21 protein-coding genes are annotated in these 23,310 nt (G+C 71.8%); 8 read left to right on the forward strand and 13 right to left on the reverse strand.

Going from position 1 to position 23,310, the window contains the following annotated elements; translation table 11 throughout:
- The first annotated feature begins 216 nt into the window (after window positions 1–216).
- From ACFWZ2_RS41190 to ACFWZ2_RS41200, 3 genes are all read left to right on the forward strand, one after another.
- Window positions 217–900 carry a response regulator gene (locus tag ACFWZ2_RS41190; protein ID WP_384554899.1) on the forward strand — a complete coding sequence of 228 codons (684 nt, stop codon included), beginning with the start codon at window positions 217–219 and terminating at the stop codon, window positions 898–900.
- 27 nt (window positions 901–927) lie between these two features.
- Window positions 928–3,453: an ATP-binding protein gene (locus ACFWZ2_RS41195; RefSeq protein ID WP_384554901.1), complete on the forward strand. Its 2,526-nt coding sequence runs from the start codon at window positions 928–930 to the stop codon at window positions 3,451–3,453.
- Window positions 3,454–3,545: 92 nt separating this feature from the next.
- Window positions 3,546–5,018, forward strand: coding sequence for an FAD-dependent monooxygenase (locus ACFWZ2_RS41200; RefSeq protein WP_384554904.1), 1,473 nt, complete (start codon window positions 3,546–3,548; stop codon window positions 5,016–5,018).
- 122 nt (window positions 5,019–5,140) lie between these two features.
- On the opposite strand, the gene ACFWZ2_RS41205 is transcribed toward ACFWZ2_RS41200, so the two are convergent.
- Entirely contained in the window at window positions 5,141–5,908 is a 768-nt protein-coding gene (locus tag ACFWZ2_RS41205; protein WP_384554906.1) for a ScbR family autoregulator-binding transcription factor, read from the reverse strand.
- A gap of 221 nt (window positions 5,909–6,129) precedes the next feature.
- Between ACFWZ2_RS41205 and ACFWZ2_RS41210 the strand changes: the two genes are divergently transcribed.
- Window positions 6,130–7,002, forward strand: a complete 873-nt coding sequence (locus tag ACFWZ2_RS41210) for a ScbA/BarX family gamma-butyrolactone biosynthesis protein (protein WP_384554908.1) — start codon at window positions 6,130–6,132, stop codon at window positions 7,000–7,002.
- A 12-nt stretch (window positions 7,003–7,014) separates the two neighbouring features.
- Window positions 7,015–7,884 carry an NAD(P)H-binding protein gene (locus tag ACFWZ2_RS41215; RefSeq protein WP_384554910.1) on the forward strand — a complete coding sequence of 290 codons (870 nt, stop codon included), beginning with the start codon at window positions 7,015–7,017 and terminating at the stop codon, window positions 7,882–7,884.
- 17 nt (window positions 7,885–7,901) lie between these two features.
- Here ACFWZ2_RS41215 and ACFWZ2_RS41220 read toward each other — a convergent pair whose 3' ends face one another.
- On the reverse strand, window positions 7,902–8,579 hold the full coding sequence (locus ACFWZ2_RS41220; protein WP_384554912.1) for a ScbR family autoregulator-binding transcription factor: 678 nt from the start codon (window positions 8,577–8,579) through the stop codon (window positions 7,902–7,904).
- Window positions 8,580–9,074: 495 nt separating this feature from the next.
- Between ACFWZ2_RS41220 and ACFWZ2_RS41225 the strand changes: the two genes are divergently transcribed.
- Window positions 9,075–10,403 (forward strand): MFS transporter, encoded by a 1,329-nt coding sequence (locus tag ACFWZ2_RS41225; protein WP_384554915.1) that lies wholly within the window; start codon window positions 9,075–9,077, stop codon window positions 10,401–10,403.
- Here the strand turns inward: ACFWZ2_RS41225 and metF are convergent.
- The 6 genes from metF to ACFWZ2_RS41255 all read right to left on the reverse strand — a co-directional run bounded on the left by metF (window position 10,324) and on the right by ACFWZ2_RS41255 (window position 16,661).
- Window positions 10,324–11,223, reverse strand: coding sequence for a methylenetetrahydrofolate reductase [NAD(P)H] (gene metF, locus ACFWZ2_RS41230; RefSeq protein ID WP_384554917.1), 900 nt, complete (start codon window positions 11,221–11,223; stop codon window positions 10,324–10,326). The two genes, ACFWZ2_RS41225 and metF, sit on opposite strands and share 80 nt — an antisense overlap.
- A 45-nt stretch (window positions 11,224–11,268) precedes the next feature.
- A complete protein-coding gene (locus tag ACFWZ2_RS41235) occupies window positions 11,269–12,255 on the reverse strand; it encodes a carbohydrate kinase family protein (RefSeq protein WP_384554918.1) in 987 nt (328 codons plus the stop codon).
- A gap of 69 nt (window positions 12,256–12,324) precedes the next feature.
- Window positions 12,325–13,302: a Gfo/Idh/MocA family protein gene (locus ACFWZ2_RS41240; protein WP_384554920.1), complete on the reverse strand. Its 978-nt coding sequence runs from the start codon at window positions 13,300–13,302 to the stop codon at window positions 12,325–12,327.
- Window positions 13,302–14,690, reverse strand: a complete 1,389-nt coding sequence (locus ACFWZ2_RS41245) for an NDP-hexose 2,3-dehydratase family protein (protein WP_384554922.1) — start codon at window positions 14,688–14,690, stop codon at window positions 13,302–13,304. Before ACFWZ2_RS41245 ends, ACFWZ2_RS41240 begins: the two co-directional genes overlap by 1 nt.
- Window positions 14,687–15,991, reverse strand: coding sequence for a lipopolysaccharide biosynthesis protein RfbH (gene rfbH / locus ACFWZ2_RS41250; RefSeq protein WP_384554924.1), 1,305 nt, complete (start codon window positions 15,989–15,991; stop codon window positions 14,687–14,689). Before rfbH ends, ACFWZ2_RS41245 begins: the two co-directional genes overlap by 4 nt.
- A gap of 76 nt (window positions 15,992–16,067) precedes the next feature.
- Window positions 16,068–16,661 (reverse strand): NADPH-dependent FMN reductase, encoded by a 594-nt coding sequence (locus ACFWZ2_RS41255; protein WP_384554926.1) that lies wholly within the window; start codon window positions 16,659–16,661, stop codon window positions 16,068–16,070.
- 175 nt (window positions 16,662–16,836) lie between these two features.
- Here ACFWZ2_RS41255 and rfbA point away from each other — a divergent pair, with 175 nt between their 5' ends.
- Window positions 16,837–17,805 carry a glucose-1-phosphate thymidylyltransferase RfbA gene (gene rfbA / locus ACFWZ2_RS41260; protein WP_384554928.1) on the forward strand — a complete coding sequence of 323 codons (969 nt, stop codon included), beginning with the start codon at window positions 16,837–16,839 and terminating at the stop codon, window positions 17,803–17,805.
- A gap of 71 nt (window positions 17,806–17,876) precedes the next feature.
- On the opposite strand, the gene ACFWZ2_RS41265 is transcribed toward rfbA, so the two are convergent.
- The 5 genes from ACFWZ2_RS41265 to ACFWZ2_RS41285 all read right to left on the reverse strand — a co-directional run bounded on the left by ACFWZ2_RS41265 (window position 17,877) and on the right by ACFWZ2_RS41285 (window position 22,456).
- Window positions 17,877–18,800 (reverse strand): SRPBCC family protein, encoded by a 924-nt coding sequence (locus ACFWZ2_RS41265; protein ID WP_384554930.1) that lies wholly within the window; start codon window positions 18,798–18,800, stop codon window positions 17,877–17,879.
- The gene (locus tag ACFWZ2_RS41270; protein WP_384554932.1) at window positions 18,800–19,066 is read right to left on the reverse strand and encodes an acyl carrier protein; all 267 of its coding nucleotides are present in this window, start codon (window positions 19,064–19,066) and stop codon (window positions 18,800–18,802) included. The genes ACFWZ2_RS41265 and ACFWZ2_RS41270 overlap by 1 nt, the downstream gene beginning before the upstream one ends.
- Before the next feature lie 77 nt (window positions 19,067–19,143).
- Complete coding sequence (locus tag ACFWZ2_RS41275; RefSeq protein WP_384554934.1) at window positions 19,144–20,409, reverse strand: ketosynthase chain-length factor; 1,266 nt, start codon at window positions 20,407–20,409, stop codon at window positions 19,144–19,146.
- Window positions 20,406–21,671 (reverse strand): beta-ketoacyl-[acyl-carrier-protein] synthase family protein, encoded by a 1,266-nt coding sequence (locus tag ACFWZ2_RS41280; protein WP_384554935.1) that lies wholly within the window; start codon window positions 21,669–21,671, stop codon window positions 20,406–20,408. The genes ACFWZ2_RS41275 and ACFWZ2_RS41280 overlap by 4 nt, the downstream gene beginning before the upstream one ends.
- On the reverse strand, window positions 21,668–22,456 hold the full coding sequence (locus ACFWZ2_RS41285; protein ID WP_384554936.1) for a thioesterase II family protein: 789 nt from the start codon (window positions 22,454–22,456) through the stop codon (window positions 21,668–21,670). The genes ACFWZ2_RS41280 and ACFWZ2_RS41285 overlap by 4 nt, the downstream gene beginning before the upstream one ends.
- Before the next feature lie 223 nt (window positions 22,457–22,679).
- Between ACFWZ2_RS41285 and ACFWZ2_RS41290 the strand changes: the two genes are divergently transcribed.
- Entirely contained in the window at window positions 22,680–23,270 is a 591-nt protein-coding gene (locus tag ACFWZ2_RS41290) for an NADPH-dependent FMN reductase (protein WP_384554937.1), read from the forward strand.
- Window positions 23,271–23,310: the final 40 nt, after the last annotated feature.

Raw genomic sequence — 23,310 nt, forward strand, 5'->3', positions numbered from 1 at the left:
GTCCTCATATCCCCCGCGTCAATTCCCCGTCCGTATATTGGTTTTTGTGTTTTTCTGTTGGGTTTAACAGAAACGGGGGGTTTCGTTGGCCCTGGGCAGACGCCCGGAGCCGTCGGCTCCCGCGGCCACGACATACCGAGCGGCATACGCAGCGAAACACCGAGCGACACGTACGGCGCCACGCACGGCGCCACGGACAAGGAAGGCCGCACACCGATGACCCGGGTGCTGGTGGTGGAGGACGACGCGCAGCTCGTACGGGCTCTCGTGATCAATCTGCAGGCGCGCAAGTACGCCGTCGACGCGGCCCCCGACGGAGCCACCGCGCTCCGCCTCGCCGCCGCCCGGCAGCCCGATGTCATCGTCCTCGACCTGGGCCTGCCGGACATGGACGGCATCGACGTGCTCAAGGGCCTGCGCGGCTGGACCCGCGTCCCGGTCCTCGTGCTGACCGCCCGGCGCGCCTCCGACGAGAAGGTCACCGCGCTCGACGCGGGGGCGGACGACTACATCACCAAACCGTTCAGCATGGACGAGCTGCTCGCCAGACTGCGCGCCGCCGTCCGCCGCACCGAGTCCGCCCCGGCCGCCAGGGAGACCGTGGTGGTCACCACCGACGACTTCTCCGTCGACCTGGTGGCCAAGAAGGTCACCCGGCGCGGCCACGACATACGGCTGACCCCGACGGAGTGGCAGCTCCTCGAAATACTGATCTGCAATCCAGGACGGCTCATCACCCAGCGGCAGCTGCTGCTCGACGTGTGGGGTCCGTCCTACGGCACCAAGACCAACTATCTCCGGGTCTACATGGCCCAGTTGCGACGCAAGCTCGAAGCGGACCCCTCCCATCCCCGGTATCTCATCACGGAGCCGGGCATGGGGTACCGCTTCGAGAGCTGACGACCCGGCGGACGGATTCAAGGACCCATGGCACGCGGCACACTCCGGATCTATCTCGGTGCGGCACCGGGCGTCGGCAAGACGTACGCGATGCTGTCCGAGGCACACCGTCGCGTCGAGCGCGGCACCGACTGCGTGGTGGCCTTCGTGGAACACCACGACAGGCCCCGCACCGAGGTCATGCTGCACGGCCTTGAGACGATCCCGCGCAAGGAACTCGAGTACCGCGGCTCGGTCTTCACCGAGATGGACCTCGACGCGGTCCTGGCCCGCCGCCCCGCCGTCGCCCTCGTCGACGAACTCCCGCACACCAACATCCCGGGATCGCGCAACGCCAAGCGCTGGCAGGACGTCGAGGAACTCCTCGCGGCCGGCATCGACGTCGTCTCCACGGCCAACATCCAGCACCTGGAATCCCTCGGCGACGTCGTCGAGTCCATCACCGGCGTGCGGCAGAAGGAGACCGTCCCGGACGACGTGGTGCGCCGCGCCGACCAGATCGAGCTGGTCGACATGTCGCCCCAGGCGCTGCGCCGCCGCATGGCGCACGGCAACATCTACAAGCCCGACAAGGTCGACGCGGCCCTGTCCAAGTACTTCCGGCCCGGCAACCTCACCGCCCTGCGGGAACTCGCCCTCCTGTGGACCGCCGACCGCGTCGACGAGTACCTCACCGAGTACCGCGCCGAGCACCGCGTCAAGAAGATCTGGGGCTCCCGCGAACGCATCGTCGTCGGACTGACCGGCGGCTCCGAGGGCAGCACCCTGCTGCGCCGCGCGGCCCGTCTCGCGGAGAAGGGCGCGGGCGGCGAGGTCCTCGCCGTCTACATCTCCCGCAGCGACGGCCTCAGTTCGGCGTCGCCCAAGGAACTCGCCGTCCAGCGCACCCTCGTCGAAGACCTCGGCGGCACCTTCCACCACGTCATAGGGGAGGACATACCGTCCGCGCTGCTCGACTTCGCGCGCGGCGTCAACGCCACCCAGATCGTCCTCGGCGTCTCACGCCGCAAGACCTGGCAGTACGTCTTCGGGCCCGGCGTCGGCGCGACCGCCGCCCGCGACTCGGGCCCCGACCTCGATGTCCACCTCGTCACGCACGACGCGGTCGGCACCGGGCGCGGACTCCCGGTGGCCAGGAGCGCCAGGCTCGGCCGCACCCGGAGCCTGAGCGGCTGGCTGATCGGTGTCGCGGGCCCGATGCTGCTCACCTATGTGCTCAGCTCCTGGGCGCCCGGCGTGGGCCTCGCCAACGACATGCTGCTGTATCTGTCGCTGACCGTGGCGGCCGCGCTGCTCGGCGGCGCCTGGCCGGCCCTCGCCTCGGCGGCCTTCGGCTCCCTGCTCCTGAACTGGTACTTCACGCCGCCCATCGGGAAGTTGACCATCAACGACCCGAAGAACATCGTCGCCCTCGCCATCTTCATAGGGGTCGCCGTGGCGGTCGCCTCGGTCGTCGACCTCGCGGCCCGGCGCACCGCCCAGGCCGCCCGGCTGCGCGCCGAGTCGGAGATCCTCTCCTTCCTCGCGGGCAGCGTGCTGCGCGGCGAGACCAGCCTGGAGGCCCTCCTGGAACGGGTCCGCGAGACCTTCGCCATGGAGTCCGTCGCCCTCCTGGAGCGCGAGAGCGACGTGGACCCCTGGACCTGCGCGGGACGGGTCGGCGCGGGCGGCCCGCTCGGCCGCCCCGAGGACGCCGACGTCGACATGCCCGTCGGCGACCACATGGCCCTCGCGCTCTCGGGACGGGTCCTGCCCGCCGAGGACCGGCGCGTGCTCGCCGCGTTCGCCGCGCAGGCCGCCGTCGTCCTGGACCGCCAACGGCTCCAGGGCGAGGCCAAGGAGGCCCGCGCCCTCGCCGAGGGCAACCGCATCCGCACCGCGCTGCTCGCCGCCGTCAGCCATGACCTTCGTACGCCGCTCGCGGGCATCAAGGCCGCGGTCACCTCGCTGCGTTCGGAGGACGTGGAGTGGTCCGAGGAGGACGAGGCGGAACTCCTCGAAGGCATCGAGGACGGCGCGGACCGGCTGGAGCACCTCGTGGGCAACCTCCTCGACATGTCCCGCCTCCAGACCGGCACGGTGTCCCCGCTGATCCGCGAGATCGACCTGGACGAAGTGGTGCCGATGGCGCTCGGCGGCGTACCGGAGGACAGCGTCGACCTGGACATCCCGGAGAACCTGCCGATGGTCACCGTCGACAAGGGCCTGCTCGAACGCGCGGTCGCCAACGTCGTCGAGAACGCCGTGAAGTACAGCCCCGACGGATCCCGCGTCCTGGTCTCCGCCAGCGCCATCGGCGAGCACGTGGAACTGCGTGTGGTGGACCGCGGCCCCGGCGTCCCCGACGAGGCGAAGGACCGGATCTTCGAGCCGTTCCAGCGCTACGGCGACGCCCCGCGCGGCGCGGGCGTCGGCCTCGGTCTCGCGGTCGCCCGCGGCTTCACGGAGTCGATGGACGGCACGCTCACCGCCGAGGACACCCCAGGTGGCGGGCTCACGATGGCCCTCACCCTGCGGGCGGCTCCCAGCGGTGCTCCCGGCGGGGAGAGATAATTTCCCGCCTGCCCGGAATTCGGGTGCGGCCCCGTTCGTTCGCGGTACGAGGCATCCGAAGGGGCCGCTGAGGCGGGGATGAGGAGTGGGACATGAGTGATGCGGTGACCGCGCAGGTCGTGGTGGTCGGGGGCGGGCCCGTGGGCCTGCTGATCGCCGCGGAGCTGGGAGCCTTCGGCGTGGACACCGTGGTCTGTGAGGCCCGCTCGACGGTGTCCGACGCCCCGAAGGCCAACACCCTGCACGCGCGCACGGTCCAGTCGCTGACCCGGCGCGGATACCTGGACGCCCCGGCCGCGGGCGCGGCGAGCGAGCGGCCGTTCCACTTCGCGGGGATGCCGGGCCTGACGATGACGTCCCCCGCGGGCGAGCCCGAGCCGTTGATGAAGCGGCTGCAGGCCGACCTGGAGCGGTCCTTCGAGGCCCTCGCGCGCGAGCGGGGCGTGCGCGTGCTGCGCGGCCACCGCGTCGTGCGGGTACGGCAGGACGCGGACGGGGTCGTCGCGAGCGCCGAAGGCCCGGACGGGCCCACGGAGTTGCGGGCGGAGTATCTGGTGGGCGCCGACGGCCCGCGCGGCGTGGTGCGCACGGAGGCGGGCATGGGGTCGGAGACCTTCCCCGCGACGGTGGCGGCCCTGATGGGCCTGGTGCGGCTGCGGGACCCGGAGGCGCTGCCACCGGGCTGGCACATGACGCGCCGCGGCTGGGTCGTCTCCCGTGACACCCCGGAGGGCCTGCGCCTGGTGCGCACGGTCAACTGCTCGGGGGAGCACCCCGACCGGCGTGTGCCGGTCACGCTGGAGGAGCTGGCGGCCGAGGTGTCCCTGATAGCGGGGCACGAGGTCGCTTTCACCGAGGGGCGGCACCTGACGCGGTTCAGCGACTTCACCCGGATCGCCGACAGCTTCCGCGCGGGCCGCGTCTTCCTCGCGGGGGACGCCGCCCACCTCCATTTCCCCATCGGCGGGCAGGGGTTGAGCACCGGTCTCCTCGACGCGCTCAATCTCGCCTGGAAGCTCGCCCTCGCGGTGCGGGGGAGCGCGGGCAAGGACCTCCTGGACACCTACGACCTGGAGCGCCGCCCCGCCGCGCGCCGCGTGGTGGACAACACCCGGGCCCAACTGGCCCTGATGCGCCCCGAAGCGGGCCTCGACCCGCTGCGCACGCTCGTCACCGACCTCCTGGCCGACCCCGCGCACCACGGATATCTGGCGGGCCTGATCAGCGCGCAGGACACGCGGTACGTGGCGCGTTCGGTGAGCGGCTCGCAGTGGGAGGGGCGGTTCCTGGACAACACGGCACTCACGACGCCCACGGGTCCGCAGGACGTCATCGGCCTGCTGCGGGACGGCCGCCCGACGCTGCTGCTCACCGGCGCGGCGGCCGACCGGTACGCGACGGCGGCCGCCGCCTGGTCCCCCGTGCTGCGCACGGTGCGCGTGGCGGCCGGATCGGCGCTGCCCTGCGAGGCGTTGCTGGTGCGGCCCGACGGATATCTGGCCTGGGCGCAGGACGGCGACGATCTGACCGAGACGCTGCGGACGTGGTTCGGTGAGCCGTGCTGAGGCGGACCGCGCCGATACGGACCGCACCGATACGGACCGCGCCGAGGACCGCACCGATACGGACCACGCCGAGGACCACGCCGCCGCGGGCCGCGCGGGGCGGCCCGTCGGCGACCGTGCGGTCAGATCAGGGCGTGCTCCGGGCCGGACCCGGACCCCGGGCCGGACGCGCTCTCCACAGCGGCGTCGGACTCCGCCCCGGGGCTCGGCGCGGGGTCGGGCTCGGTGTCGGCATCGCCGTCGGAATCGGCGCTGGGCTCGGGGAGTTCCGCGTGCACCCGCGCCCCGCGGTCCGGCGCGAGGTCGAGGGAGGCCAGCACGGAGGGCAGCACGATGCTGGGCAGCAGATGCCGCATGAGGGCGGCCACCTGCTCGCCCAAGTCCCGGTAGTCGCTGGTGACTTCGGACATGGACTGCATACCGGCGAAGCTGCCGACGACGACCGCGGCGGTCTCCGCGGTCCGCACGTGCGGCAGCAGCTCGCCCTGCGCCTTGGCGGCTTCGAGGAGGCCCTCGATGGCCGTGACCCAGCGGTTGAACGCACCGCTGCGGTCCAGGCCGCGCGCCTGCTGGTTCATGGAGAGCCGCACCCCGGCCCGGACCATCGGGCTGGTCTGCAGCAAGTAGCCGTGCAGGGCCACGACATCGATGAGTTCCTGGACCTGGCACGCGCGCCCGGGGACGGAGATCGAGCGGTTCTGTTCGGCCAGTACGCCGTGGGCCAGGTCTTCCTTGGACTGGAAGTGGAAGTAGAGCGCTCCCTTGGTGACCCCGGCCACTCTGAGGATCTCGGTGATGGTGGCGGCCTCGTAACCGTGCTCCTCGAAGACCTTCGCCGCGGCCTCGAGAATGACGCGACGCGTCCGGATCGCCCGTGCCTGCTTGGCCACGCGGCCCCTCCATAACTGTGCGGTGGTTTGAGCAGAAGTCCAGGGTCAGTCATGCCCTGGCAAAGAAACCACCAAGTCTGTATTTTAATCTGGGACAGGGAAACATTACCGCTCGGCCAGTCCATGGACATACCTATGGGGGGATCATGGCCCAGACATCTCTGGCTGCTGACCTCGTACTTCCCGCGGCACCCGACGCCGGAGCATCGACACTCGGCTTCGTGCACAGGGCAAGACTCACGGACGCCTTTCCCGTGAGCTGGATACGGACCGGACAGGACCGCTTCTCGGTCGCCGTCCGGCTGCCGCACGACCATCCGTTCTTCGCCCCCGTGCGCGGGGGCCACGACCCGTTGCTGATCGCCGAGACCCTGCGGCAGGCGGTCGCCCTCGTGTCGCACGCGGCCTACGACGTGCCGCTCGACCACGCCTTCTCGCTGACGTCGCTGCGCTACGACTGTGTTCCCGACCGGCTCGACGTGGGCGACTGGCCGGTCGCGGTCGACGTCGAGCTGATCTGTGCCCCGGTGGGCCGCCGCAGGGGCGGACTGACCCAGCTGGACGTCGAGTTGGCGATCCGGCACGCGGGTCATGTGGTGGCCACGGGCGAGATAGCCGTCCGGATCATCACGGCCGCGGCGTACCGGAGGCTGCGCGGGGAGATGACGGGGCACACCTACGCGCGTCCGGCCGCGCCGCCCGTGCCGGCCGCTCTCGTGGGGCGCGCCGACACCGGCGACGTGCTGCTGGCCGCCACCGCGCACCCGCACAGCTGGGAGCTGCGGGTGGACACGAGCCATCCCACGCTCTTCCAGGGCCCGAAGGACCATGTGCCGGGCATGGTGCTGCTGGAGGCGGCCCGGCAGGCGGCACAGGCCACCAGTGAACCGGAGTCCTTCATTCCGTACGCCTGTGACGTCTCGTTCGACAACTACGCGGAGTTCGGCGTTCCGTGCCTCATCGAGGCACGGCCGCTGCCCGACCTCTCCGCGAGCGGCGCCGCCGTCCGGGTGACCGGACACCAGGAGGGCCGGGCGGTGTTCCGCGCAGATCTGCGCGACCGCACCGCGGTGCCGCTCGGCGCCGACCGCTGACGGGGGCATGCGATGACGATTCTGGTGACCGGTGCGACCGGCACGGTGGGCCGCGAGGTGGTGCGCCGCATCGACGGACGCCTGCCGGTGCGGATCCTGGCCCGCACTCCGCGACGCGTCGACGGCGCGGGCCCGTCGGCCGAGATCGTCGAGGGCGACTACGCCGACCCGGACTCGCTGGCCCGCGCGCTGCGCGGCGTCCGCACGGCCTTCGTGGTCACCAACGACGTCGGCGGTGACGACGACGCCCGCTTCGTACGGGCCGCGGCCGCGGCCGGGGTGCGACACCTGGTGAAGCTGTCCGCGGCCGCCGTCGAGGATCCGTGCGCGGACGACCTCATCACCCGCTGGCAGCGCGGCAACGAGGACCTCATCCGCGACAGCGGCCTCGACTGGACGTTCCTGCGGCCCCGTTCGTTCATGTCCAACAGCCTCGGCTGGGCGTCGTCGATCCGCGCCGAGGGTGTGGTGCGCGGTCTGTACGGCGCGTCCGCCAACGCCTGTGTCGATCCGCGCGACATCGCCGAGGTCGCCCTGCGCGCGCTGACCGAGGACGGGCACGCGGGCCGGTCCTACATCCTGACGGGCCCCGGGGCGATCAGCGCGGTCGACCAGACCGCGGAGCTGTCCCGGGTGCTCGGCGTGCCGCTGGCCTTCGTGGAGCTGACGCCGTCCGAGCAGCGCGAGCGCTACCTCGCCCGCTATCCGGAACCGCTCGCCGAGGCCCTCATGCAGAGCGCGCGGCGCCAGGGGGACGGGGCCAAGGCGCGGGTGACGCCCGTGGTCGAGGAGGTGACGGGGCGTCCGGCCCGCCCGTTCGCCGACTGGGCCGCCGACCACGCGGCGGCCTTCGCCGTCCCCGCGCGCACTTCGGGCGGCTAGCGCCCCTCCCGCGGCGCTCACCGTTCGCAGCCGGCTTCGGCGAGCGGGGCGGGGCGCCGCGGGGGCGGCGTGCAGCAGTCGTCGGCCGTGACCGCGGTGCCGCTGGGATCCAGCGTCTCGAGCACGCGCGGCGCGGCCAGTTGGGGAAGGAGGAGCTGCCACAGGCGGGCGATCGAGGACCGCGCGAGCCATGTCTTGTCGTCCCCGCTCAGCACCACGAGGCCGATGGTCGCGGCCACCAGGGTGGGGGTCACCGCCTCCACGGAGTGGTCCGTGCCCAGGCTGCCCTCGTCGGCGGCCCTGCGGAGCAGGCGCGCGACGCAGTCCTGCCACTCCTGGCGGAGATTGCGGCGCGGGGTGCGCGTGATGTCGCGGCTGAGCTGGAGCCCGGCGCGTACCACCACGTCCTGACGCAGCAGCGAGCCGAAGCCGTGCGAGAGATCCACCAGGGCCTGCAGCGCGTTTCCCGGGTCCTCGTAGGTCGCGCCGTGCAGGGTGAGGGCCGCTTCGTTCTCCACCGCCTGGGCCACGGCCTCCTTGTTGTCGAAGTGGAAGTGCAGGGCGCCGGTGCTGACCCCGGCTCCCGCGCTGATCTCCACCAGGCGTGCCTGGGTATATCCATGCCGCTCGAACTGCACCGCTGCCGAGTGGATCAGCGCATGGCGGGTGCGTGCGGCCCGCTCCTGTTTACTCACCGTGACTCCCGAGACAGAACTTCTCCCCCTCAGTGGATATATCAAACCAACGTCCCGGTTTTCTGGGTAGCGGTATGACAGAATCTTCTTGTCGACCGACCGGATTGCGTGGTGTGCGCCAGGCCGGAGACCATCCAGTGTGGCTGGAACGTGCCAGATGGAACCAGCGTGCAGCATAAGGGAAGTTGGGGTGGGGGAGGATGCAGGGACCGGTCATGGTTGGCGCGGATTTTACGGTTTCCCTGGTTAGGTAAAAGATTCTACAAACCGGCGTACCGGTTTGTAAAATGTGGCGATGGGTGACTCGCGAGGTGCTCTACTAGGCAGTCGGCACGAACCATCCCCCGGCGTGCCGACGGGCCGACCGCGGAAACGACCGCGGTCGGCCTCCCACTCTCCGCTCCGCGTTCGCGGCCTCCGATGCCCTTCCGCCCTGCGACGCCCCGCGCCGACGAGCGCACAGGGCCGCAGTCCGAAACGACTTCGAGGAAGCGGATGAAACGCGCTCTTGCCCGTACCTTCCAGTCCCTGACGGTGCGCAACTTCCGGCTGTTCGCGGCCGGACAGCTCGTCTCCGTCGCCGGAACCTGGATGATGGTCGTCGCCCAGGACTGGCTGGTGCTGTCCCTGACCGACGACTCGGCCACCGCCCTCGGCACCGTCACCGCCCTGCAGTTCGCCCCGCTGCTGCTCCTCACCCTCTACGCGGGCGGCCTCGCCGACCGTTACGACAAGCGCAGGCTGCTGATGGCGGCGAACCTCGTCTCCGGCGTCCTCGCGCTGCTGCTCGCCCTGCTGGTGCTCGCGGGGCAGGTACAGGTGTGGCACATCTACCTCTTCGCGCTCGGCCTCGGCACCGTGAACGCCGTCGAGGTGCCCACCCGCATGGCGTTCGTCAGCGAGCTCGTCGGGGCGGAACTGCTGCCCAACGCCTCGGCGCTGAGCGCCGCGTACTTCAACATCGCCCGGGTCCTCGGACCGGCCGTGGCCGGTCTCCTCATCGGCTGGTTCGGCACCGCCACCGTGATGCTGGTCAACGCCGTGAGCTATCTGGCCACGGTGGCGGGACTGCGGCTCATACGCCCCGGCGAACTCCACCGCGGCAAGGAACGACCAGGCCGCGCCCGGGTCGCCGACGGGCTCCGCCATCTCGTAGCGCGGAAGGATCTGCTGTCGGTCATGGTGCTCGTGGCGGTGATCGGTCTGGCCGGATTCAACTTCCAGCTCACCCTGCCGCTGCTCGCCAAGACGGTCTTCCACGCCGACGCCGCCGCATTCGGCCTGCTCACGACGGCGTTCGCGGCGGGCGCGCTCCTCGCGGCCCTCGTCACGACGCTGCGCAGGGGCAGGCCGCCGCTCCTTCTGGTCATCGGGGCCGCCCTGGGCTTCGGCGTCCTTGAGCTGCTCACCGGCTTCGCCCCCACGTACGCGAGCGCCGCCGCGCTGCTGCTGTGCACGGGCTTCGGCTCGATGTACTTCGCGCAGGCGGCCAACCACCGCATCCAGCTGGGCAGCGACCCCGCCTACCGGGGCCGGGTCATGGCGCTGTACACCCTGGTCTTCCAGGGCACCACACCACTGGGCGCCCTGCTGGTGGGCTGGCTCAGCAACACCTGGGGGGCCAGGTCAGGACTTGTCGTCGGCGGCGCCGTCTCGCTGCTCGCCGCCCTCGGGGTGCTCGCCGTGCACCGCGGCGGGAGCGTGCCGGCTCCCGCCGAAGAGCCGCACGGCGAGCACCCCGGACTCAGCGACGGGCGAGGGCGGGTGCCGGTGCCGAGCCCACGATCTCGCGATGGATCTCCAGCGTCGCCGTCGAGCGATTGAGCGTGATGTAGTGCAGCCCCGGGGCGCCCTCGGCCAGCAGCCGCCGGGCCATCCCGGTGGCGTGCTCGACACCGATGCGGTGCCCGTCGGCGGGGTTGGCGCGGGCCGCCTCCAGGCGCTCGGCCAAGCTGTGGGGGAAGCCGGCGCCGCTCAGTTCCGCGAAGCGGCGGATCTGGCGGACATCGGTGGCGGGCATGATCTCCGGGATGATCGGGGTGGTGCAGCCCGCCGCCGCGACCCGGTCCCGCAGCCGCAGATAGTGCTCCACGTCGAAGAACATCTGCGTGATCGCGTAGTCCGCGCCCGCCCGGCACTTGGCGACGAAGTGCCGGATGTCGTCGTCCCAGTCGGCCGAGCGGGGATGCCGCTCGGGGAAGGCCGCGACGCCGACGCTGAAGTCACCCATGGCGCGCACCAGGGAGACCAGTTCGTGGGCGTGCGTGAACCCTTGCGGGTGCGCCGTCCACGGTGCGTTCGGATCGCCCGGCGGATCGCCGCGCAGCGCCAGCACATCGCGTACGCCCGCGTCCGCGTACTGCCCGATGATGTGGCGCAGTTCGGCGACGGAGTGGCCGACCGCGGTGAGATGGGCGACCGGGCGCAGCGTCGTCTCGGCGGCGATGCGCCGGGTCACCGCGACGGTGCGGTCCCGTGAGGACCCGCCCGCGCCGTAGGTGACGGAGACGAACGACGGCGCGAGCGCCTCGATCCGGCGGATGGCGTTCCACAGGGTGCGCTCGCCGGCGTCGGTCTTCGGCGGGAAGAACTCGAACGAGTACGTGGGCCGCCCGTCGGCCAGCAGTTCGCGCACTGTGCTCATGACCGTCTCCTCTGGTTGTCCGGGGTCCTGCGCGCCGCGGCGCGCTCAGAGCCCTGCTTCGCGCAGCCGCGGCTCGATGTCCCGCGCCGCCTGTGGACCGTAGGCCTGCTCGAGCCGGGTGAGCAGGTCGGCCGCGGACAGTTTGTACTCCTGGGTGCCGACGGATTCCAGGACCACGGTGGCCATGGCGCAGCCCAGTTGGGCGGCGCGCTCCAGCGGCCACTGCCAGGCGACCCCGGCGAGGAATCCCGCGCGGAAGGCGTCGCCGACACCGGTGGGTTCGACCTCGTCGGCGGTGCCGACCGCGGGCACCCGCAGCGGCGGCTTTCCGGCGCGTGAGATCACCACGCCCTGGGCGCCGAGGGTGGTGACCCACGCGCCGACCCGGCCGAGCAGCTCCTCCTCGCTCGCTCCGGTGCGTTCCCGCAGCAGCGCGGACTCGTACTGGTTGGTGAACAACCAGCGGGCGCCGTCCACGAGTTGGCGGGCCTGCTCCCCGTCGAGACGGGCCAGCTGCTGGGAGGGGTCGGCGGCGAAGTCGATGCCCAGGGTGCGGCACTCCTGGGTGTGCCGCACCATCGCGTCGGGGTCGTTGGGCGCGACGACCACCAGATCGAGGCCGCCCCGCTGCCGGGCGATCGGGGCCAGGTCGATCTCCCGCGCCTCGGCCATCGCCCCGGCGTAGAACGTGGCGATCTGGTTGTGATCGGCGTCCGTGGTGCACACGAAGCGTGCGGTGTGCCGCGAGGAGCTGATGTGCACCGGCGCGGTGTCCACACCGTTCTCCTCGAGGACCTGGCGGTAGTCGGCGAAGTCGCGGCCCGCCGCGCCGACGAGGGCCGGGGCGAGGCCGAGCCTGCCGAGCCCGAAGGCGATGTTGGCGGCGACGCCCCCGCGGCGGATCTCCAGTTCGTCGGCGAGGAAGGACAGCGACACCTCGGCGAGCCGGTCGGCGATCAGCTGTTCCGAGAATCGTCCGGGATAGGTCAGCAGATGGTCGGTGGCGATGGATCCGGTCACGGCTATGCGCACGGTCTGGTCTCCTTGGCGCGGTTCGGCGCGATGGGTGGGTACCGGGGTGGGGCGGGGTGGCCGGGGGAACTAGCCCGCCGCGGCGGTGATCTCTTCGAGGAGTTCGGCCTGGCGCAGACAGGTCGAGGCCGCGGACTCGGCGCCGGTGTCGGCAGCGGCCCCGGCGCGCACCGCGGTCACGAAGGCGGTCAGCGTGCCCGCGACCTGGTCGTCCGGGGGCAGCGACAGCTCCCGTGCGCCCTCTGGGCCTTCGACGCGCAGTACCGGCGCGTGGTCGGCCGGGGGAGTGAAGGCGCGGTCGAGGGTGATCCGGCCGTGGCTGCCGGTGAGTTCGTACTGCGAGCGGTAGCCGTGGTCGAGGCCGAACGAGAGGTGCGCGGTGACCCCCTCCGGCGTGCCGAGGAGGGCCGCACCCGCCGTGTCGACGTCCTTGCCCGCGCCGTACGTGAGGGCGGCGCCGCGCACGGAGAGCCGCGGGCCGAGGAAGTGCAGGGCGGCGCGCAGCGGATAGACGCCGGTGTCCCACAGGGCGCCGCCGCCGAGTTCCCTGCGGTAGCGGATGTCGTCGTCGGCCCGCCGCGGCACGGTGAACTCGGCGCGCAGGGAGCGCAGTTCACCGATGGCGCCGTCGGCGAGCAGTGCGCGTACGGTGCGGTGCTGGCTGTGCCGCACGAACATCACGTTCTCCCGAAGCACCAGGCCGCGGGCCCCGGCGTCGTCGAGCAGCGCGGCGGTCGCCGTGCGGTCGGTGGTCAGCGGCTTCTCCGCGAGGACGTGCTTGCCGGACCGCAGCGCCGCCGCGGTCCAGCGGGCGTGCAGGGCCGCGGGCAGCGGCACATAGACGGCGTCGACCAACGGGTCGTCGAGCAGCTCCTGATAGCCCTCGACGGCACGGCAGCCGTAGGGCCGCGCGGTCTCCCGCGCACGCCGCGGGTCACGGCTCGCGACGGCGGCGATCTCGATGTCGCCCGATGCCGCCATGGCCGGGAGCATGCGGCGCCGGGCGATCTCCGCGCAGCCGAGCACGCCGATCCGCAGCGGCCCCATCAGGACGGCACCGCCCCGGTGCTGAAGCAGGAAAGGAGCGTACGGGCCTGCACGTTGACGTAGTGGCCGTGCCGGGCGAGGGAGGAGAGCTGCCCGGGGGTGACCCAGGCGTAGCCGGGCGGCACATCGGTGCCGAGGTCGCCGGCCTCGACGAACAGATAGCGCGACTCGGCGTTGAGGAACCGGCCGCCCTCCTCGGAGTGCCGGGCCTCGTAGCGGATGTCCTCGGGGGCCGCCGACAGGACCCGGTCGAGGAACGGGGGCCGGTCGGCGCCCGTCAGATGGCCGTAGTTGGCGGGGGTGTACTGGACGGTGGGCCCCAGCTCGACGGTGTCGAGGAAGCCGCCCTCGACCCGGGCGTGCGCGAGCACGTGCGGGACGCCGTCGAAACGGCGGGTGAGGAAGGCGGCCACGCCGGTGGCGACCGGCTCGAACAGCGGCTGCGTCCAGCCGGTCACCTCGCGGTTGCCGGCCTGCACGGCGAGGGCCATCACCCGGAAGAAGCGGCCCTCGTCGTGGCTGATGCTCCACTCGTCGCGGGTCCATCCGCGCACCTCGTCGAGCGGGATGCGCTCCACCCGGACCTCGTGCCGCGAGCGCTCGCCGGTGAACCAGGAGAGCAGCCGGGCGTCCGGGTGCAGGGCCCAGGCATCGGGTCCCTGCTCCGGTCCCGGCAGGCAGGCGAGCACCGTGCGGGCATCCATGTTGACCACGTTGTCCCGGTGCAGCAGCTCGCCGATCTGGCCGAGCGTCAGCCAGCAGAAGTCGTCGTCCAGGGGCACGTCCTCGTCGGTGAGGACCAGCATGTTGCGGTTGGCCTTGCGGTAGAACCACGAGCCGTGCTCGGACTGCAGGACGTCGGCGAGGACGCGCCCGCGGCCGGGCGAGGTGAAGTACTGGATGTACTTCACGTCCGAACCGCGGTGCACCTTGGTGTAGTTGCTGCGGGTGGCCTGCACGGTGGGGGAGAGCTGCAGCAGATTGGCGTTGCCCGGCTCCATCTTGGCCTGCATCAGGAAGTGCAGGACCCCGTCGAACTCCTTGGCGAGGATGCCGAGGACGCCGACCTCCGGCTGCTTGATGATGGGCTGGTGCCACTCGGGCACCGGCCCCTGTCCCGTGACCACGTGCAGTCCCTCGACGGTGAAGAACCGCCCGCTGCGGTGGGTGAGGTTTCCGCTGCCCGGGGCGAACGACCAGCCCTGCAGATCGGCGAGGCGGATCCGCTCCACCGCGAAGTGGTTGGCCCTGCCGCGCGCCGCGAGCCAGTCGGCGAACTCGTCGGTGCGCAGCTGGGTTCCCGCCTTGCGCTCGGCCGCCGACGCGACGAGCCGGTCCGGCAGCCAGGAGTCCGTGCGCGGCCGCAGGACCGCTTCCGTCGCGGTCACCGGTGCCGCCCCACGAAGGCGCGTACCGATGAGGCGATGTAGTCGATCATCTCGTCGGTCAGTCCCGGATAGACGCCCACCCAGAAGGTGTGCTCGGTGACGAAGTCGCTGTTCTCCAGGGAGCCCACGACCCGGTGCGGGACGTCCTGGTAGGCGGGCTGGCGGGTGAGGTTGCCCGCGAACAGGCGGCGGGTGCCGATCTTCCGGCTCTCCAGGAAGTCCACCAGGGCGGCGCGGGTGAACGGCGCCTGGGGGTCCACGCTGATGATGAAGCCGAACCAGCTGGGGTCGCTGCCGGGCGTCGGCTCCGGCAGCCGCAGGTGCGGCACCGTGTCGAGCGCCTCGCGCAGCCGGCTCCAGTTGCGGCGGCGCGCCGCGACGAAGTCGTCCAGCTTGTCGAGCTGGGTGAGGCCGAGTGCGGCCTGCAGGTCGGTGGACTTCAGGTTGTAACCGACGTGGGAGAAGATGTACTTGTGGTCGTAGCCCTCGGGGAGGCTGCCCATCTGGTGGTCGAAGCGCTTGAGGCACGTGTTGCTCTTGCCCGGCTCGCACCAGCAGTCCCTGCCCCAGTCCCGCAGCGACTCCACGACCCGGTGCAGCTTCAGGTTCGAGGTCAGGACGCAGCCGCCCTCGCCCATCGTCAGATGGTGGGCCGGATAGAAGCTCACGGTGGTCAGGTCGCCGAAGGTGCCGGTGAGCTGCCCCTGGTACGTCGAGCCCACCGCGTCGCAGTTGTCCTCGACGAAGAACAGGTCGTGGTCCTTGGCCAGTTGGGCGATCTCGGCGACCTCGAAGGGGTTGCCGAGGGCGTGCGCGATCATGATGGCCCGGGTCTTCGGGCCGATCGCCTCGGCGACCCGCGCGGCGGTGGTGTTGTAGATGCCCAGGTCGATGTCGATGAAGACGGGCACGAGGCCGTTCTGCACGATGGGGTTCACCGTCGTGGGGAAGCCCGCCGCGACGGTGATCACCTCGTCGCCGGGGCGCAGCCGCCGGTCCCCGAGGACCCGGGAGGTGAGGGCGGTGAGCGCGAGGAGGTTGGCGGAGGAACCGGAGTTCGTCAGGTGCGCCTTGCGGCGCTTCAGGAGCTTGGCGAACCGTGACTCGAAGCGCTGCGAGCGCTCGCCGGCCGCGATCGTCATGTCCAGTGCGGCCTCGACGAGTGCCGCGCGGTCGTCGGCGTCGAGGACGGCGCCGGACGGCCAGATCTCGGTGACACCGGGGACGAAGTGCCCGTCCCCCTGCTGGTCGAGGTGGTACTTGCGGGTTTCGTCCAGGATCAGCGCCCTGTGATCGCTCATGCCCTCTCGTTCCCTTGGTGGTGTGGAGGCCGCCCGTGCTGCCGAGGGGCGGCCGTTGGTCATGGGGGAGCTGCTGCTAGGCCGTGTACGGCACCTTGGTCCGGGCCTCGCGCAGCGCGTTGCCCCACCAGAGGAGCTGGTCGAGCAGCGACTTGGCGGCGGCCTCGCTGCCCTCCGGGCTCGCCGGCTTGCCGTCCTTCTCGAACTCGGAGAACTGGTTGTGGAAGCTGATGACGTCGCGCACGGTCGTCGCGTGCACCTCCGCGAAGATCTGCCGCAGGTGCTCGGCGGCGCGCAGGCCGCCGCCCATGCCGCCGTAGGAGACCAGGCCGACCGGCTTGGCCTTCCACTCGTCGAGGAACCAGTCGATGGTGTTCTTCAGGACCGGCGACGTGCTGTGGTTGTACTCGGGGGTGACGACCACGAACGCGTCCGCGCGGGCGAGCTTGGCCGTCAGGGCGTCCACGACCGCCTGGGTGGCGGGGTCCGCGGGCTCCTCGTACTCCGGCATGATCAGCGGCAGCGGGTGGTCGAGCAGATCGATCAGCTCGACCTCGATCCCACCGTGCGCGCGCGCCTGACGGGCGAACCAGTCGGCGACCGTCGGGCAGAACCGGCCTCCTCGTACGCTGCCGACGATGATGGCCAGGTTGATGGGTGCGTCCGGCACGGGGTCTCCTTCAGAAGCGGTTCGCTGCGTCGGGACGAGAATGCAACCGGCCGCTGTAGCGCGACTTGAGGCACCTTCGACTCCGCGGCAGCACCATCGGACGCCAGGAGAGTCATGTCAGCAGGCACCCGGTTCGCCTCGCGCGGGCCCGTGCCACGGCGTACGAGGTGTCAGCATGAAGGGAATCATCCTGGCCGGCGGCAACGGGACGCGGCTTCACCCCATCACCCTGGGGGTCTCCAAGCAGCTGCTGCCGATCTACGACAAGCCGATGGTGTACTACCCGCTCTCGGTCCTGATGCTGGCCGGGGTCCGGGACATCCTCATCATCTCCTCGCCCGGCGATCTGCCGCAGTTCCGCAGGCTGTTGGGCGACGGAAGCCAGCTGGGGCTGCGGTTCAGCTACGCGGAGCAGGAGGAACCGCGGGGCCTGGCCGAGGCGTTCGTCATCGGCGCCGACCACATCGGCGACGACCCGGTCGCCCTGGTCCTCGGCGACAACGTGTTCCACGGCCCCGGCTTCTCCCAGGTGCTGCGCGGCAGGCTGCCGCACACGGAGGGCTGCGTCCTGTTCGGTTATCCGGTCCGCGACCCGGAGAACTTCGGCGTCGGCGAGGCCGACGAGCACGGGCGGCTCCTCTCGATCGAGGAGAAGCCGCTGCGGCCGCGGTCCAACCGGGCCATCACCGGCCTGTACTTCTACGACAACGACGTGGTGTCCATCGCCCGCGGACTGCGGCCCTCCGCACGCGGCGAACTGGAGATCACCGACGTCAACCGCGAGTATCTGCGCCGCGGCAAGGCGCATCTGGTGGACCTCGGCCGGGGGTTCGCCTGGCTGGACACCGGCATGCACGATTCACTCCTGGAGGCCTCGCACTACATCCAGACCATCGAGCACCGCCAGGGCGTGCGCATCGCCTGCATCGAGGAGGTCGCGCTGCGCCTCGGCTACATCGACGCCGACCAGTGCCACCGCCTGGGCGCGGCCCTCGGCAAGTCGGGGTACGGCCAGTACGTCATGGACGTGGCCGAAGCCGTGCGGGCCGCGGGCGGCCCGGCGGCGGTGGGCCGCTCGCTGGTCGACGCGGGACTCGGAGTGCGTGGCACCGTGCCGTTCACACCGGAACAGCGGGCCGGGTAACCCCTCGCGGACATGCGGCAGCCCCTCGTACACACCATCGTGTACGAGGGGCTGCCGCGGTCGTGCGTGAGTCAGCGGGCGCCGAGGTGCTCCTTGACGCCCTCCAGGGTGAGCAGGGCCTTGGCGCTCAGCTCCCGCTGGACGAACCCCCGCGCCGCCGTCAGGTCGGTGCCCTCGCCGAGGAGCTGCGCGATGCCCTCCGGCTTGATGACGACGGTCTGCACGGAGGTGACCGTGACCCCGCCCTCCGTCGGCGTGAGCTGCCAGCGGACATGGTGGCTGGTGCCGATCGGCGGCAGGACCAGCTGCTTGTACGCGATGACGCGGTGCGGGCGGCCCACGCGCGCCGTCCGCATGGTGAGCGTTCCGCCGCGGCTCTCCGCCGTGTCGACCTCCACGAGGTGGTGGTCGCCGCCGTCGTGGAGCAGCTCGGCCCGGATCACGTGGGGCAGGATGCCGGGCCACGCGCCCGCGTCGAACAGGGCGTCGTAGACCGCCTCCGGAGACGCGTCGAAGTCGACGGTGTCGGTGACCTCGACGAGCAACTCGGGGGTGGCCACGAGGAGTTCGGCCGCGGTCCGCACCGCGGCGGTCTCGCCGTCCGCGATCGTGTCGATCACCTGGGCGGTGGCGGCACGGGCCTCGGGGCCGTCGTCCGTGAGCTCGTAGGTGTGCAGCAGCCGCACCGTGCACTCCGTCGCGGACAGCGGCTCCACCACCCATGAACGCTCCATCGAGGCCAGCGGCGGCGCGGGCCGCTCCGGGCGGAAGTCGATGCGCAGCGCCGCCTCGTCGAGGCGGCGCAGGGCCACCCAGTGCTCGACCTGGTCGCCCGACGTGGTCCACATCCCGGCCCGCTCGAAGCCGCCCTCCACGCCGATGAGTTCGGCGTGCACGAACGGCTCGAGGATCCACGGCCAGTTGCCGAGGTCCGCGAGCAGCCGGTAGACCTCCCGCGCGGGCGCGGCCACCTTGACCTCGTGCGCGGCGTGCATCAGGCCGCGCCGCGGGTGGCGGTGAGGGTGCCGTTGACCAGGGCGAGGTACTTGCGGGGGGTGTCGGCCTCGCCGACCGCCTCCTCGTCGAGGGCCAGGTCGTAGTCGCGCTCGATGCGTCCCGTGGTCTCCAGGACGGCCACCGAGTCGTAGCCCAGGTCCGTGAAGGTCACGTCCAGGACGTCGCCGTCGAGGTTCGCCGTCTCGTCCTCGCCGCCGCACTCGCGCAGCAGGGTGGTCAGGTCGCTGAGTTGCATCCGGGACATGATGATCGCCTTTCTCGGCTGTACTTGGCTGGTACTTCGCTTCGTGAGGGGTACGTCGTCTGCGGTCGGGCGGCTGGTCAGGGCTGTGCGCGCACCACCACGGCCGAGTTGAAGCCGCCGCGGCCGCGGGCCAGGACCAGGGCCGTGGACAGCGCGGTCTCGCGGGCCGCGCCCGTGACCAGGTCGAGGGGGCAGTCGTCGGCGGTCCGCTCGACGTGCACCGTCGGCGGCACCACCTGGTCGCGCAGCGCGAGCAGGGCGGCGGCCACGTCCAGGGACGCCCCGCCCGACGAGAGCCGCCCGGTCATCGTCTTGGGCGCCGTCACCGGCACCCCGCGCGGCCCGAACAGTGCGGTGATGGCCTCGGCCTCCGCGCGGTCGGCCGCCCGGTCGCCCGCGGCGTCGGCGAAGACCACGTCGACGTCGGCGGCCGTGAGACCGGCGTCGGCCAGGGCGAGCCGTGCCGCGTCCGCGAGCCGCGGCGCCCCCTTGCCCACGGGCGGGTCGAAGGTGGAGGCGTACCCGGCCACGGAGCCGTACACCCGGGCGCCGCGCTCCCGGGCCGCCGCCGCGTCCTCCAGGATCAGCAGCGCGCCGCCCTCGCCCGCGACATGGCCCGACGCCTCGGCGGAGAACGGCAGATAGGCGCGGTCCGGCCGGTCACTGGTGCTCAGCAGCCCGCCGGCGAGATGGGCCGTCCAACCCCAGGGACAGAGCGCGGAGTCGATGCCGCCCGTCACCAGGAGCCGTACCCCGCGCCGCAGTTGACGGCGGGCCTGCGCGATCGCGTCGAGGCCGCCCGCCTGCTCGCTCACCAGGACCCCGCTGGGGCCGCGCAGTCCGTTGCGGATCGCGATCTGCCCGGTGTTGACCGCGTAGAACCAGGCGAAGGACTGGTACGCGCTGACGTACTGGCCGCCCTTGCTCCACAGGGCCTCCAGCTCGCGCTGGCCGAACTCGAAGCCGCCCGCGGAGGCCGCGGTGACCACGCCCGCCGCGTACTCGGGGAGTTCCTTGGGATCGATCCCGGCATCGGCGAACGCCTCGTCGGCGGCCACGAGCGCGAGCCGGGTCATGTGGTCCGTCTGCGGCAGGAGCCGTCCGGGCAGGTGTTCCTTGGCGACGAAGTCCGGCACCTCGCCCGCGAGCCGGGAGGGGTAACGCGCCGGGTCGAAGCGGCTGATGGGGCGGATCCCGCTGACGCCGTTCGTCGTCGCCTCCCACCAGGGCGCCGTGCCGAGGCCGTTGGGCGCGGTCACACCGATGCCGGTGACGACGGCGTGTGCCGTGCGGGCCCCGTCGGCGGCGGGCCGGGGCCGTGCGGGCGCGTGGGTCGTGGTCATGCGTCCCCCAGGTGCGGGCGGGTGAGGATCATGGCGCTCTGGAAGCCGCCGAAGCCGCTTCCGACGCTCAGGACGGTGTCGAGCTGCCGCTCCCGCGCGATCAGCGGCGTGTAGTCGAGATCGCACTCCGGGTCGGGCTCGTGCAGATTGGCCGTGGGCGGCACGGTGCTGTGCTCGATGGCCAGGGCGCTGGCCGCCACCTCCAGGGCACCGATGGCGCCGAGCGAGTGGCCGATCATCGACTTGATGGAGCTCACGGGGGTGGCGTACGCGTGCTCGCCGAGGCTGCGCTTGAACGCGGCGCTCTCGTGCCGGTCGTTCTGCTTGGTCCCCGAACCGTGCGCGTTGATGTAGTCGACGGCCGTCGGGTCCAGGCGCGCCTCGTCGAGGGCGACCCTGATGGCCTCCGCCATCTCCTTGCCGTCGGGCCGCAGCCCGGTCATGTGGTACGCGTTGCAGCGGCTGGCGAACCCCGATATCTCCGCGTACACATGGGCGCCGCGGGCCCGGGCGCTCTGCAGGTCCTCCAGGACGAGCACGGCCGAACCCTCGCCGAGCACAAAGCCGTTGCGGGTGCGGTCGAAGGGCCGGGAGGCGGTCTGCGGGTCGTCGTTGCGCGGCGACGTCGCCTTGATCGCGTCGAAGCAGGCCACGGTGATGGGGGAGATGGGGGCCTCGGTCGCCCCGGCCACCATCACATCGGCGCTGCCCTCCCTGATCAGCTCGACGGCGTGCCCGATCGAGTCGAGGCCGGAGGTGCAGCCGGTGGACACCATGGAGACCGGGCCCTGCGCCCCCACGTCCCAGGCCACCTCGGCGGCCATGGAACTGGGCACGAAGTAGTCGAACAGGTGCGATGCGGCCAGGCGGTGGTCCACCTCCCAGCGGGACCCGCCCTCGCTGACCACGTTGAACTCGCGGTCCAGGCCCATCGTGCAGCCGACCGCGCTGCCCAGCGTGACCCCGGTGCGCAGCGGGTCGGTGCCCGCGGTCAGACCGCTGTCCGCCAGCGCCTCCCGGGCGCTGACGAGCGCGAACTGCACGGCGCGGTCCAGGCGTTCGGCCTCGCCCGCGTCGATGCCGTGCTCGTCGGGCTCGAAGTCGGCCTCGGCGGCGATGCGCGAGCGGAAGCCCGCGGCGTCGAAGAGGGAGATCGCCCGGGTGGCGGTCCGCCCCGCGGTGAGCAGGTTCCAGAAGTCCTTGGTCCCGATCCCGCCAGGAGCCACCACGCCGATCCCCGTGATGACAACACGTCGATTCATGGGCCGATCTTCTCCAATGCTGTCTCTGAGCCGGTGGTGTCCGACGCATCAGGGGCGCTGCCCGTGGTGCGCCGCACGACGCGGCAGGCGCGTCCGAGCAGCCGGGGAAGTTCCCGGTCACGGACGAAGAAATGGTCACCGGGCACGGTGCGCCGGACCGCGAAGGACGAGGTCCAGCGCTGCCAGCCGGCCATCAGGCCGGGCGTGACGAGCGGATCGTCGCGCCCGGAGACGATCAGGAGCGGGGCCCGCACCGGCCGGTCGGCGGCCGCGCGCAGCGACTGCGCGAGCCGCAGGTCGTCACGGAGCACGGGCAGCGTGCTGCGCGCCCACATCCCGTCGGGGCTCGCGTCCCTCGGCGTGGACCCGAAGTCGCCGAGCAGCGCGACGAGTTCGGAGTCCGGCAGCTCCGCGCCCGCCGCGAGCGCCGCCGTCGCGTCCGGCGGCGGGCAGGCGCCCACCGCCACGAGCGCCGGCGGGTTCAGGCCCGCGTCCTCCAGGGCGCGGGCGGCCGTATAGGCGATCAGGCCGCCGAGGCTGTGCCCGTACAGCACGTACGGACCGGCCGGCGGCGCGCCCGTCGTGCGCAGCAGGTCCACAAGGAGCGCACGGCGGTCGGTGAGGCGCCGTTCCCGCCGTCGTACGTCACGCCCCGGCAGCAGCACCGGCACATGTTGGACGCCGGCGCCGAGCCGGGACGGCCACCGCCCGAACGCCGAAACGCCCGCTCCCGCGTGGGCGAAGCAGTACATCCTGAGGGGCTCGTTCTCTCTGGCAACGCGCATGGGACTCCCCCTCCCCGCAGTGGTGAAACGCTGCCGCGATATTCGTCGACGCGCCTAGAAAGCGGCTTGAGGAACGGCAGGCGCGCGCTCGGGGACTTCCGCCGCGGCCGTCCCGACTTACGAGCGGACTTCGAGTGGTCCTCTACTTCACGGCGCAAGGCTGCGGCAGATCGCCTGTCATTGCGGAAATTCACGCACCGGCTCTTCGGAAGGATCCAGGGAGATGTCCAAGAAGCCCATCCGGCTCGCCGTTGTCGTCGGGAGCACGCGCAAGGGACGGCTCGGTCCCACGGTGGCGAAATGGTTCATCGAGCAGGCCAGGACGCACGGCGATCTCGACATCGCGGTGCTCGACCTGGCCGAGGCCGGACTCCCGGCCGAGCTGTCCGGGCCGCCCAAGGACGGGGTGTACGCCTCCCCGCAGGTCACGGCGTACGCCGCCGAGGTCGCGGCCGCCGACGCCTTCGTCGTGATCACACCGGAGTACAACAGGGGATATCCGGCGGGCCTGAAACTCGCCATCGACTCCGTTTATTCCGAGTGGCATGCCAAACCCGTCGCGTTCGTGAGTCACGGCGGATATTCCGGGGGCCTGCGGGCCGTCGAGCAACTGCGCCAGGTCTTCGTGGAATTGCATGCGATGACGATTCGCGACAGCGTGAGCTTCCCCATGGCCAACGAGCAGTTCAGCGAGGGCGGAAAGCCGAGGGACGCCGAGGGCGCGGCCGTTGCCGCGAAGCAGATGCTCAACCAGCTGGTGTGGTGGGCCGAGGCGCTGCGCACGGCGCGCGAGGACCGGCCGTACGCGTTCTGAACCCGCGCGGTGACGCATGAAGGTGGTGGCGGTCCAGGAC

It is taken from the genome of Streptomyces sp. NPDC059002, assembly GCF_042740435.1.
Classification (GTDB): domain Bacteria; phylum Actinomycetota; class Actinomycetes; order Streptomycetales; family Streptomycetaceae; genus Streptomyces.